Raw genomic sequence first — 12,300 nt, 5'->3', positions numbered from 1 at the left:
AAATAATTATGGGCCAGCATAATGTCGACCTGTGAAGCACGCATCCTCGGGCAGCCCCGACGCCTCGGCAGCGCAGACCGCCCCGGTCGCGCCGTGAGTGCGGGGGACGCGGCCCTGCGCGGGGATCTCGCGCGCCGCCCGGCCGATTCCGCCGCGGTGCGCCGCCGCAATCTGGGTGCGGTGCTCCGGCATATCGCCGAGCACGGTGCGTGCGCGCGGACCGATATCGCCGCCGCCACCGGATTGGCGCACGGCTCGGTGACCGCGCTCGTGGGAGATCTCATCGAGCGTGGACTCGTGCGCGAGGACGATGCGCTGCGCAGCGGCGGCCGGGGTCGGCCGGGTCGGCCGCTGCGGCTGGTCGCGCGCCGGGCGCTGTCGGTGGCCGTGCAGATCACCTCCGAACAACTGCGCGTCGTCGTCGCCGACCTCGGGGGCGTGATCGTCTGGCGCGAGTCCGCCGCGCATCACAGCGCGCCCGGCCGACCGGAATCCATGGCCGATGCGGTCGCGGCGGCGGTCCTGCGCGCCGGGCGCTTCGCTGTCGCCGCGATGCCGGTGACAGGCTCGGGCGGGAGCGATTCCGCCACAGGGTCTTCCGCCACTATTGCGGCCGCACCCGGGGACGCGCGATCGGAGGAGCCGAATTCGGCGGATTCGGTGCTGGTGCGAATCGTGATCGCGATGGCGGGGCCGGTGCGCGACGATGCCGCGCAAACCGTCATGGCTGCTGCGGATTTCGGATGGTTGCGACCTGTGCGGCTGGGTGAGCTGGTGGGGGAGCGGCTGCCGGGGATCGGCTGCCCGATCGATGTGGTCAATGACGGGAACTCGGCGGCGCTGGCCGAGTACCACGCGCGGGCGCGGCGCGGCAGGCTGGTGTTGATCGAGGCGGGCACCGGTATCGGCGGTGGCGTTGTATTGAACGGGCGCATCGAGATCGGCAGTCACGGGGTAGCGGGAGAGCCGGGGCATCTGCCGGTCGCGCTGGACGGGCCGGTATGTCTGTGCGGGGCGCGCGGGTGTCTGGTTCTCTACGCCGGTCCGGAGGCGGTGCTCACCGCCGCCGGGCTGGGGGAGGAGCTCGCGCACGCGGGGCTGGAGACCGCCGCGGCGCGGTTGATCGATGCGCTGGCGGTGGGCGACCCGCGGGCCGTGCGTGCGCTCGAGACCGCCGGACATGCGCTCGGCGCGGCGATTCTGGGCATCACCGCACTGCTGGATGTGGATGAGGTCGTGCTCGGCGGGCTGCTGGCGCAATGGTTTCCCTGGCTGGAGCCGACCATCACGGCTCGGCTGGCCGGGCGGCGGGCACTGGCGCGCGGGGTGGAACTCGGAATCGGACCGGCGGTGCTGGGGGAGGACGCCATGCTGCTCGGGGCAATCGAATTCGCCAGGCGCACAGTGCTTTCCGACCCGGCCACGGTGCCGGTGCGGGTGGACTCGCCCGGGATCTGAAACACGCCAGCAGTGGCGTGACCTGGCGGTTCGGCAAAGATCGCCACAGATTCGCTGATCTGACCGCGAGTGGTGGTTTCATAGCGGAATGGATCTGCGGCCGGACCTGCGTGGCACTGTCGGCGACCTCATGCCCGAGCTGAAGGATCTGCTCGAGCGGCTGGTCGCAATCCCCTCCATCGCCTTCCCGGACTATCCGAAAGAGAATGTGCAGCGCGCGCACGATCTGGTAGCGGATGAGTTGCGAAAGTCCGGAGTCGCGGATATCTCGGTATTGAATCTGCCGGATACCTCCCCGGTCATCTACGGCCGGATTCCACCGCCGCCCGGCGCGCCGACGGTACTGCTGTACGGCCACTACGACGTTCAGCCCTCGGGCGATGAAAGTCTGTGGAATACACCGCCGTTCACGCCGACCGAAAAGGACGGCGCGATCTACGGGCGCGGCGCGGCGGACTGCAAGGCCAATGTCGTCGCCCATATCGGGGCGCTGCGGGCCTACGGCGGCAAACCACCGGTCGGGGTCACCATCGTCATCGAGGGCCAGGAGGAGTACGGCTCCGGCTTCGACGACTATCCGGGGGAGAAGCCGGACCTGTTCCAGGCCGATGCCCTGCTCATCTGCGATGCCGGGAACATTCGCGCGGGCACCCCAACCCTGGTCACCGCATTGCGCGGTGTCGCGGACGTTTTCGTCGAGGTACGCACGCTCGCCGCCCCCGTGCACTCGGGGCAGTTCGGCGGTGCCGCCCCGGACGCGCTGCTCGCACTGGTGGCCGGGCTCGCCACCCTGCACGACGCGGATGGCAATGTGGCCGTGAAAGGTCTGCGCCGGGACGACTGGACCGGTGCGAACTACACCGACCAGGAATTCGCCGAAATCACCGGTATGGCACCGGGAATGCCGCTGCTCGGCACCGGACCGATCGGTGAGCGCATCTGGTACGGCCCGGCCATCACGGTGATCGGCCTGGACGCGCCGCCGGTGAAAACCGCTGCGTCGGCGGTGGTTCCGTATGCCAAGGCATATCTGAATGTGCGCGTGCACCCGGAGCAGGATCCGGCCGAGGGGCAGCGCGCGGTCATCGAACACCTGAAGAAGGTCAAGCCGTACGGCATCGAATTGACCGTCACGGGTGGTGATGTCGGCGCCGGATTTGCCGCCGGGACAACCGGTCCCGCGTACGCCGCCATGCGTGAGGCCATGGGTAAGGCGTGGAATACCGAGGTGGTCGATTCGGCCATGGGCGGCTCCATTCCGCTCACCAATTCCATGGCCGCGGCCAATCCGAACGCCGAGGTGATCATGATCGGCGCGGAGGACTCCAAATGCAATATGCACGGCTTCAATGAGCGAGTCCTGTTGAGCGAGTTGAGCAATACCGCACTCGCCGAGGCCGAGTTCTTCCAGCTGTTCGCGAACAGGATGCGCAAATGAGCGACACCACGGTGGCCGATCCGGCTCCCGCTCCGAAACCCGCGCAGCACAAGAAGAAACGCGGCTTCCCCTCCACCTACACGATTCTGGCGGGCGTCACGGTCGCGGTGTGGCTGGCGGCCTTCGTGATTCCGCCGGGCGCGTACCAGGTGGACGACAAGGGCCACACCATCGCCGGGTCGTACCACCGCATCGAGGGTGCGAAGGGTTTCGGCGAGCGCCTGCGGGATCTGTTCCTCGCGCCGGTGAACGGGCTCTACGGGATTCAGGGGCAGGACGGTCAGGTCGCGCCCGACAGCTCCGGAGCGCTCTACGGTGCGGCGGCGGTGTTCCTGTTCGTGCTCGCGGTGGGCGCGTTCATCACCGTCGCCTTCGCCACCGGCGCGCTGGACAGCGGAATCGGGCGGCTGGCCTACAAATTGCGCAGCCGGTCCTTCCTGCTCATCGTCGGCATCATGGTGGTGTTCGCCATCGCGGGCACGGTGGAGGGCTTCGCTGAGGAAACGCTGGGCTTCTACGCACTGCTGGTCCCGCTGATGCTCGCGCTCGGTTATGACCGCATGACGGCGGTCGGGGCGATCATCGCGGGCGCGGGCATCGGCGTGCTGTGCTCCACGGTCAACCCGTTCGCCACCGGTACCGCCTCCTCGGCGGCGAATGTGGCCATCGGCGACGGCATCGTGCTGCGGCTGGCCATGCTGGTGGTGCTCACCATCGTCACCGTCGCGTATGTGCTCTGGTACGCCCGGCGGGTCAAGAACGATCCGGACAAGTCCTGGTCCGGCTGGCAGCCCGGGGACCGGGATGTGAAAGCCGAAGAGCATGAACCGGATCCGCTGACCGCGCGGCAGGTGGCGGTGCTCTGGCTGGTCGGGCTCACCTTCGCGTTCATGATCTTCTCGATCATTCCGTGGGGCACGGTGATCAATGGCCCGGACGCGAAATCCTTTCCGTGGGAACTGGATTGGTACTTCCCGGAGCTGACCGCGCTGTTCCTGGTCGGTGCGGTGGTGATCGGCCTGGTGGGCGGGCTCGGTGAGGGCAAGATGTCCGAGGCCATCGGCAAGGGATTCGGCGATTTCGTCGGCGCGGGCATCGTGATCGTGCTGGCGCGCGGGGTCACGGTGATCATGAACAACACCCAGATCACCAGCACCGTGCTGCATGCGCTGGAAGGGGTGGTGACCGGGACGTCGTCGGCGGTGTTCGCGGTCGCGGTATTCCTGGTGAATGTGCCGCTCGCCTTCCTGATTCCGTCCACGTCGGGGCATGCCACGCTGGCCATGCCGATCATGGCCCCGCTCGCGGATTTCGCGAATGTGCCGCGCTCGCTGGTGGTCACGGCATGGCAGTCGGCCTCGGGCTGGGCGAATCTGGTCACGCCGACCACCGCCGTGGTGACCGGTGGTATCGCACTGGCCAAGGTGCGCTACGACCGGTACGTCAAGTTCATCGCGCCGCTGATGGGCATTCTGTTCGTGCTGATCTGTGTGTTCCTGGCCGTCGCGGCCTGGATCGGCTGACTCAGCGAATCAGGTTGTGCCAGCACCGTTCCAGATGTGCGGCCATATCGAAGCTCGGATCGATGAGCCAGCGCGATTGCAGGCCGTCGGCGAGGGAGAACAGGGTGGTGGCGGCGTCGTCGGGGTCCAGGTGCGCGGGCAGTCGCCCGGCATCGCGCAGGGCGCGCAGCGAGTGCGAAAAGCCTTCGATGCCAAGGCGATACCGTTCGCGCATATAGTCGTGCGCGGGGTGGCGGGGGTCGGCGGCGGCCGCCTGCATATGGGTGAACAGTTCGATGAGCCCCGGCACCCGGGCATTGCGCCGCACCACGTCGATGAAGGCTTCCGGAGTGTATTCGGCCGCGGCCGCCACATCGGTCTCATCGCGGCGGCGCAGCACCGCGACGAACAGTTCCTCCTTGGAACCGAAGTAGTGCAGCAGACCGCCCTGGCTCAGGCCGACCGCCTCGGCCAGTTCGGCGACCGAGGTGGCCAGATAGCCGCGCTCGGCAATGGTGCGCAGCGCGGCGTCGAGAATCTGCTCTCGCCGCTCGATGCCCTTGCCGTAGGGTCCCCGTTTCGCCACGCACAGAGTCTAAAGCCAGGTCCGGGGTGTTCTTGCCACTCAAAACCGAGCGCTGTACGGTTTTCAATGCGGCCACTGCCGCGCACAAGCGAAGGAGAATCCGGTTCCGATGCGTGTCCGTCCTCGATATTTCGCCCCCGCCGCCCTGGTCGCCGCCACCCTCGTACTCGGCATCACCCCGGCCGCCGCCCGGCCCGCCGCGCCGACTCAGGTCGCGCCGCTGGGCAGCGATTTCCTCTGGGGCGTGGCGGCCTCCGGTTTCCAGTCCGAGGGCGACGCCCCCGACAGCAATTGGTCGCGCTACGTCGCGCAGGGCAAAACCGATGACCCGTACCGGGACTCGATCGACTTCCACTCCCGCTTCCGCTCGGATATCCAACTCGCCAAGAACCTGGGCGTGAAGGTGTACCGCATGGGCATCGAATGGGCCCGCGTACAACCACAACCCGGCGTATGGGACGAGAACGGCCTGAAGTTCTACGACGACGTCATCTCCACCATCACCGCCGCGGGCATGCAGCCCATGCTCACCCTCGACCACTGGGTCTACCCCGGCTGGGAGGTCGATCGCGGCGGCTGGAACAACCCCGCCATCGTGTCGGACTGGCTCGCCAACGCGCGCACCGTCGTGGACCGCTACGCCCATTTCAATCCGCTCTGGGTCACCTTCAACGAGCCGGTCATGTACATGCTCAACGAGACCCGTCACGGCGGCATCTCGGCCGCGACCATTCCGGCCATGACCGATCGAATCGCCCAGGCGCACAACGGCATCTACGACTACATCCATCGGGTGCAGCCGGGAGCCATGGTGACGAGCAATGTCGCCTACATCCCGACGGCCGAGGACGCGATCAACGGCCCGCTCATGAACGCGATCGCCACCAAGCTGGACTACATCGGCATCGACTACTACTACGGCATGTCCCCGGACGATATGCGCGCCATCTCCACCGAACTCTGGAAGAACTCATTGCAGCCCGAGGGCATCTACTATGCGCTGCAACACTATTCGCGGGCCTTCCCGGGTAAGCCGCTCTATATCGTCGAGAACGGCATGCCCACCGAGAACGGCCTCCCGCGCGCCGATGGCTACACCCGTGCCGACGACCTCCGCGATACCGTCTACTGGATCCAGCGCGCCAAGGCCGACGGTATGAACGTCATCGGCTACAACTACTGGAGCCTCACCGACAATTACGAATGGGGTTCCTACACACCCCGTTTCGGTCTCTACACGGTGGACGTGCTGACCGATCCCACCCTCACCCGCAAGCCCACCGACGCGGTCCCGGCCTATACGGCCATCACCGCCAACAGCGGTGTCCCCGCCGACTATCGCCCCACCCGCGATCCCAAGGCCTGCTCCCTGGTGGACGCCGTGGCCAGCTGCGCCGACCCGGTCACCGTCCCGCGCTGATCGGACGGAAACGCCCCCGGCCGCAACGGGCACCGGGGGCGTAGGTGATCCGTCAGCGCAGGGCGGGGATGACCTCGTTCTCGAAGATCTCGATGCCCGTGGTGTCGTAGGCGGCTTCCGGGAAGTAGTGGATGCTGTACGACAGGCCGAGATCCTTTGTGCGGGTGATGTTCTCGATGACCTGCTCGGGGGTGCCCACGGCGGGGCTGTTGCGGAAGAGGCTGTCCACGTGGGACTTGGCGGCTTCCTCGCCGAGGGTTTTGGCGAAGCGGACTTCCAGATCGGTGAGGCGCTGCTGGACCTCGGATTCGGTCGCGCCCACCAGGGTGTTGAAGTTGGAGCTGCGGGTGATGGCATCGAAGTCGGTGCCGACCTTATCGCAGTGCCCGCGCAGCAGCTCCGACTTGTGGGCGAACTCCGTCGGATCGCCCGAGAAATTGGTGTACTGCGCGTACTTAGCGGCAATCCGCAGCGTCACCTTCTCGCCGCCGCCCGCCACCCAGATCGGAATTCCGCCCTCCTGCAACGGAAGCGGGCGGACGATGGCGTTGTCCACCTGATAGTGCTTACCGTCCAGGGTGGCCGCACCGGTGGTCCACGCCTGCTTGAAGATCTGCACGCCCTCGTCGAGGCGGCCCAGACGTTCACCGGCGGAAGGGAATCCGTAGCCGTAGGCGCGCCATTCGTGTTCGTACCAGCCGCCGCCGATGCCCATTTCCACGCGGCCGCCGGAGATCAGGTCGACGGTGGCGGCCACCTTGGCCAGGTAGGCCGGATTGCGGTAGCTGATGGCCGTGCACATCTGGCCGAGGCGGATGCGGGAGGTGGTGGCGGCGAAGGCGGACATCAGGGTCCACGCCTCGTGGGTCGCCTCTTCGGTGGGGACCGGCACGGTGTGGAAGTGGTCGTACACCCACAGCGATTCCCAGTCCGCGTTCGCGTCCGCGCGCTGGGCGAGATCGCGCATTACGTCCCACTGTGCGGCGGGGTCGATATCGACCAGGTCCAGCCGCCAGCCCTGTGGGATGAAGATGCCGAAACGCACGAGTTGTCTCCTCCGTATGGATGGATGGTTCCGGCGATCCACCCTTCCCCCTCGTCAGCGCGAGGGCAACTATTCGACTCCGAGCGCGCCGAACTCCCAGGCCGGTGCGATCAGCGGGTGCGCCGCGGTGCCGGATCGGGTAGCTCGGCCGGGCTGAGCACCTTGTGCAGGGCGTTCGCCACCGTCTCCAGCTCCGCGTGATCCAGTTGCCCGCCGAAACGGCGTTCGATGCCCGCGAGATAGTGCGGTGCCGCCTCCCGGAATCGCTCCCGCCCCTTATCGGTGATGCCGACGAAGGCCGAGCGGCCGTCATCGGGATTGGATTCGCGCCGCACCAGCCCGTGGGACTCCATCTCGGTGACCAACCGGCTCACCCGGGTTCGGCTCAGCACCACGCGCTCACCCAGATCGCTCATCCGGAGTTGGTGCGGTCCATCGAGTTCCAGTAGGACGTCGTACCAGCTCAGCGGCAGTCCGGTGGCGCGGCGCAATTCTGCGTCGAGTTCGGGCACCAGTGTGGCGTGCACCTGGAGCAGCGCGGCCCAGGCGGCGACGGCGGGGTGGGATTTCGGCGGCACCGGTTCAGCATAACCGGTTGCGTGCGCGCGCACATAAGTAGTAGCGTGCACACGCACATACTTTTGTGTTCGGGAAAGGAAAGACCATGACCACGTTGATCACTCGCGAAGAACTGGCGCACGAGATCGAGGCCGGAGCGGTGACGGTGCTGGACGCCCTCGGCGGCGAGTACTACGCCAAGGCGCATCTGCCGGGCGCGATCGCCCTGGTGGAGGCGGACGTCGAGACCCTCGCGCCGCGACTGCTGCCCGATAAGACGGCCGCCATCGTCACCTACTGCTCCAACGCCGCCTGTCCGAACAGTCAGAATGTCGCGGGCAAGCTGGAGCGGCTCGGCTACACCAACGTGCGCAAATACCGTGACGGCATTCAGGATTGGGCCGAGGCGGGCCTGCCAATCGAGAGTTAAGCCCGGAGAAATCGTCCCAGACGCTCTAGAATCCGCAGCAGTCATCATTCGGTGTTCGCAGACTGCGGAGGGGGCTCGTCGATGAGCTCAATGCAATTGGACGCGCCCGACGGGCCCATCGAGGCCTATCTCGCCACACCGTCGGGCGACGGCCCGTGGCCGGGGGTGGTGGTGCTGCACGACATGCTCGGTATCGGCAGCGCCGTACAGAAATCCACTCGAATGCTCGCCGATCACGGCTATCTCGCCATCGCACCGGACCTGTTCGCGCGCGGCAGGGTTCGGTGCGTACCGGGCATGATCCGCGACCTCATGGGCAATAACCGCGATGGCGTCGCGGTCCGCGATATTCTCGCCGCCCGCGCCCAGCTGACCAATGATCCGCGCTGCACCGGCAAGGTCGCGGTGGCGGGCTTCTGTCTCGGCGGCGCGTTCGCGCTGCTCGCGGCCACCGAGGGATTCGACGCGGCCGCGCCGTTCTATCCCGCCGGACGCGGCAATTACGAGGAGATGCTGCGCGGAACCTGCCCGGTGGTGGCCAGCTACGGCCGGCGCGATCCCCAGAACATCGGGCGCGGGCCGAAACTCGAGCGCGTTCTCACCGCGGCCGGGGTGCCGAACGATGTGAAAACCTATGCGGCATCGGGGCATTCGTTCGCCGATGACCATCCGGGGCAGCCGCTGCTGAAGGTGATGGGCCTTGGCTACAACGCCGACGCCACATCCGATGCCTGGCGGCGCATCTTCGCCTTCTTCGACACCCATTTATCGCCCGGCGACCAGCCCGGCGGGCCGAAGGAGTAACCGAGCCAGTCCCGAATTCTCCTGCTGGAGCGCAGATCCCGCCACAGCGCGCCGAACTCGTAGTACTGCAACGTGAGTACGTTGCCGCTGTCGATATTCTTGGTCAAACCGTAAGTGGGACGGAAGGTTTCGGCCCGGAAGGTGCCGAACATCCGGTCCCACAGGATGAATATGCCGCCGTAGTTCCGGTCCAGGTACTCCGCGTCGCTGGCGTGGTGCACGCGATGGTGCGAGGGCGTATTGAACACGAACTCGAACCAGCGCGGCAGCTGCCCGATGGTCTCGGTGTGCACCCAGAACTGGTAGATCAGATTGAACGACCAGGCGGTGAACACCATCCACGGCGGTACGCCCAGCAGCGGCAGCGGAATCCACGCCAGTAGTTCGAACCACGGATTCCACTTCTGCCGCAGTGCGGTCGCGTAGTTGAAGTACCGGCTGTTGTGGTGCACCTGATGCGCCGCCCACACCACCCGCACCCGATGCGAGGTGCGGTGATAGACGTACCAGAGCACGTCGACCGCCAGGATCACCGCGACCCAGCTCAGCGGATTGCGCGGATCGATCTGCCAGGGCGCGTGCACGTACAGCACCGCGTATCCGAGCAGCGCCACGAATTTGGCCGCACCGCTGACGAAGATCGATACCAATCCCATGATCAGGCTGTTGCGCGCATCGGACTTCTCGTATCCGGTGCGCTCGTCACCGTGCGCCCGCAGCGAGAGGATCTCCACCACCATGGCGAGCACGAAGAACGGGATCGCATACGTCACGGGCTGATTGATCTGGTCCCACAGATTCACGGCTACCACTCCACTCCCGCGCCGATGTGCGCGCGGTCACTACATCTGCCTCGACTGTAAGGCTCGCGATGCGATCTCCGGAAGCCCGCGTTTCCGGAAACGTTTGTGCTGCCGGAACCTCAGCCCCGGCGACAACGCGTGACCAGCGCCAAACAGCCCACCGCCAGTGCGGCGACGACGCCGAACATGGCCGGATAGCCGACACCGGTGCCGTCGTGCAGCATCGCCATGACGGCGGGCACGCCGAAGCCCAGATAGCTGACCGCGTAGAACACCGCGGTCAGACCCGCGAGATCCTCCGGCCCCGCCATCCGCTCGATCTCCAGGAGTCCGGCCACCAGGCCGATGCCGAAGCCCATGCCGAGGACGGCGGCGGTGGCAATGGTGAGCCACAGCGTGAGCGCCCCCGAAGCCGCGGCGGCCAACACCATTCCGGCGATCACCAGAATCAGCGCCAGCACCGGCAACCGAATGGTGCCCGGCCGATCCAGTTTGCGCGCCACCGATTGAATGGCGAAACCGCACCCGAGCGTGATCACGGTGATGAGCGCCGAGAACGCGATGGGCGCACCGTGCACGCGCGGCATCATCAAGGTCGGCATGATCGCGTAGGCGGTGGCCGACGAGGTGAACAGCCACAGCGAGACCGGCAACGCGACCAGCCGGAACCGCCGATGCGCCGCGGCCGGAACCTTGAGATCATCCAGTAGTCGAGCGGTAGTCGGCACGGGCACAAGGGTTTCCGGCGTCCGGGTCAGCGCGGCGGCAGCGGCCAGGCACAACCCCACATTGATCAGATAGGGCAGCACATCCGGTAGCGGACCCCACTGCGCCAGCACTCCCGCCACACCCGCACCCACACCGAACCCGCCGGTGAGACTCATGGCCGAACGCCGTGCCCCGAGCCCGGAAGCGTTCTCGCCCGCGAACGGCGGCTGTGAAAGCTCCTTGAGCCAACTGCTGCCCACCGCCATGGCCAAGCCGATGGCCACACCACTGAGCACGCGACCGGCGGAAAGCATTGGCACGGAAGAAGACCCGAACGCCAGCAGCAATGATCCGGCCGCCGCGATCAACGGCGCGGGCCGCATGAGCCGCCCCCGCCCATACCGATCCGACAGCGGCCCGCCGATCAGCAATGCGGGCACGATCCCCAGCACATACTCGAACAGCAACAGATCAACCGTGGTGACCGGCAACCCGTCCCGCTTGTACATCACCAGCAACGGCGTGAATTCGTTTCCGCCCCAGGCGATAGCGAAGATAGCCGCGCTGACGCTGATCCACGCCCGCCTGTGTGTCACCCGCGCCGCGACGGGCCGGTCCATGACGGCGACGGTGGTCGTCGCACCCGCCGCGTCGTTGAGACTGCCTGCGTGGCCCATATTTTCGCCCGCGATGCCCGGCCGAGCGGTCATGGAGTTCGAGTCGGCCTGCTGCCGTGCAGGGGTCGCGCGGGACGCGAAGTCGTTGATTTCGTTCGCCATCACAGCCCTCTCAGGGTGACGCCGTGCACGTCCATGAGGTGCTGGGCGAGGGCGGTGGCGAAGCCCGCGGTGTCGCCGGATTCGATGAGGTCGGCGAGGCGGGCGTGCTGGGCGATGATGCGGTCGGTGTGGATTTCGCCGTGGCGCAGGGCGACGCTGTTCATGCGGCGCTGGCGTTCGCGCAGCGAGTCGTAGAAACCGGCGAGCAGGGGATTGCCCGCGGCGACCACGTATTCGCGGTGGAAGTCGGCGTCCACGACGGCGAATTCGTCGAGGTCACCGCTCGCGGCGAGGGCGCGCTGGCGATCCAGGGAGGCGTGCAGGCGGGCGATGAGGGCCGACCGGTCGGTCTCGGCGAGAGCGCGTACGGCACCCGTCTCGACGACATAGCGCGCCTGTGTCACGTCCTCCGCCTCGTGCGAGGGCACCGGCACCACCAGCGCACCGCGCTTGGGGTACAGCTTCATCCAGCCCTCGGTCTCGAGCCGCAGGAACGCCTCCCGCACCGGCGTGCGCGAGGTGCCGAGCGCGGTGGCGATCTCGCCCTCGCTGATCAGCTCGCCGCCGGGGAGTTCCCCGCTCAGGATGCGTTCCTTGACCTCGCGGTAGGCCCGCTCGGCGGATGAATACGTCATAGACACAAGTTGCATCCTAGGTATCCGACCGGTCGGATTTGCTGGGATGTGGCCGGTCTCACCGCCCCGCCGTGTCAGCCCGGTGGCCACGCCGACCCGGGGACTTGCGCGCGCCGAACCTTTGGCACGATGAT

General features: G+C 67.0%; 12 protein-coding genes. 6 read left to right on the top strand and 6 right to left on the bottom strand.

Translation table 11 applies throughout. The features are described 5' to 3' along the window. The first annotated feature begins 93 nt into the window (after positions 1–93). From ACFC0O_RS10870 to ACFC0O_RS10860, 3 genes are all read left to right on the top strand, one after another. Complete coding sequence (locus ACFC0O_RS10870; protein ID WP_375955632.1) at positions 94–1,458, top strand: ROK family protein; 1,365 nt, start codon at positions 94–96, stop codon at positions 1,456–1,458. A gap of 88 nt (positions 1,459–1,546) precedes the next feature. Next, the gene (locus ACFC0O_RS10865; protein WP_364628899.1) at positions 1,547–2,896 is read left to right on the top strand and encodes a M20/M25/M40 family metallo-hydrolase; all 1,350 of its coding nucleotides are present in this window, start codon (positions 1,547–1,549) and stop codon (positions 2,894–2,896) included. After that, entirely contained in the window at positions 2,893–4,419 is a 1,527-nt protein-coding gene (locus ACFC0O_RS10860; RefSeq protein ID WP_364628902.1) for a YfcC family protein, read from the top strand. The genes ACFC0O_RS10865 and ACFC0O_RS10860 overlap by 4 nt, the downstream gene beginning before the upstream one ends. Position 4,420: 1 nt before the next feature. Here the strand turns inward: ACFC0O_RS10860 and ACFC0O_RS10855 are convergent, their stop codons facing one another. After that, positions 4,421–4,984 (bottom strand): TetR/AcrR family transcriptional regulator, encoded by a 564-nt coding sequence (locus tag ACFC0O_RS10855; RefSeq protein WP_375955629.1) that lies wholly within the window; start codon positions 4,982–4,984, stop codon positions 4,421–4,423. Positions 4,985–5,093: 109 nt separating this feature from the next. On the opposite strand from ACFC0O_RS10855, the gene ACFC0O_RS10850 reads away from it, so the two are divergent. Continuing rightward, a complete protein-coding gene (locus ACFC0O_RS10850) occupies positions 5,094–6,404 on the top strand; it encodes a family 1 glycosylhydrolase (RefSeq protein WP_375955627.1) in 1,311 nt (436 codons plus the stop codon). 52 nt (positions 6,405–6,456) lie between these two features. Here the strand turns inward: ACFC0O_RS10850 and ACFC0O_RS10845 are convergent, their stop codons facing one another. Both ACFC0O_RS10845 and ACFC0O_RS10840 read right to left on the bottom strand, forming a co-directional pair. Further along, on the bottom strand, positions 6,457–7,449 hold the full coding sequence (locus ACFC0O_RS10845; RefSeq protein WP_364628911.1) for an LLM class F420-dependent oxidoreductase: 993 nt from the start codon (positions 7,447–7,449) through the stop codon (positions 6,457–6,459). Between the two features lie 110 nt (positions 7,450–7,559). Continuing rightward, positions 7,560–8,027: a MarR family winged helix-turn-helix transcriptional regulator gene (locus ACFC0O_RS10840; RefSeq protein WP_375955625.1), complete on the bottom strand. Its 468-nt coding sequence runs from the start codon at positions 8,025–8,027 to the stop codon at positions 7,560–7,562. Between the two features lie 86 nt (positions 8,028–8,113). Here ACFC0O_RS10840 and ACFC0O_RS10835 point away from each other — a divergent pair, with 86 nt between their 5' ends. Together ACFC0O_RS10835 and ACFC0O_RS10830 are read left to right on the top strand one after the other, a co-directional pair. After that, complete coding sequence (locus ACFC0O_RS10835; protein WP_364628920.1) at positions 8,114–8,437, top strand: rhodanese-like domain-containing protein; 324 nt, start codon at positions 8,114–8,116, stop codon at positions 8,435–8,437. A gap of 81 nt (positions 8,438–8,518) precedes the next feature. Further along, the gene (locus ACFC0O_RS10830) at positions 8,519–9,241 is read left to right on the top strand and encodes a dienelactone hydrolase family protein (RefSeq protein ID WP_375955623.1); all 723 of its coding nucleotides are present in this window, start codon (positions 8,519–8,521) and stop codon (positions 9,239–9,241) included. Here ACFC0O_RS10830 and ACFC0O_RS10825 read toward each other — a convergent pair. From ACFC0O_RS10825 to ACFC0O_RS10815, 3 genes are all read right to left on the bottom strand, one after another. Then, a complete protein-coding gene (locus ACFC0O_RS10825) occupies positions 9,142–10,044 on the bottom strand; it encodes a sterol desaturase family protein (protein WP_375955621.1) in 903 nt (300 codons plus the stop codon). The genes ACFC0O_RS10830 and ACFC0O_RS10825 overlap by 100 nt on opposite strands. Before the next feature lie 119 nt (positions 10,045–10,163). Further along, the gene (locus tag ACFC0O_RS10820; RefSeq protein WP_375956104.1) at positions 10,164–11,372 is read right to left on the bottom strand and encodes an MFS transporter; all 1,209 of its coding nucleotides are present in this window, start codon (positions 11,370–11,372) and stop codon (positions 10,164–10,166) included. 158 nt (positions 11,373–11,530) lie between these two features. Beyond that, a complete protein-coding gene (locus ACFC0O_RS10815; RefSeq protein WP_364628930.1) occupies positions 11,531–12,166 on the bottom strand; it encodes a GntR family transcriptional regulator in 636 nt (211 codons plus the stop codon). Between the last annotated feature and the right edge of the window lie 134 nt (positions 12,167–12,300).

The organism is Nocardia sp. NPDC056100, from assembly GCF_042266325.1.
Taxonomy (GTDB): Bacteria; Actinomycetota; Actinomycetes; order Mycobacteriales; family Mycobacteriaceae; genus Nocardia.
The sequence above is the reverse complement of the archived record's forward strand: the minus strand, read 5'-3'. Positions and strand labels throughout refer to the sequence as shown.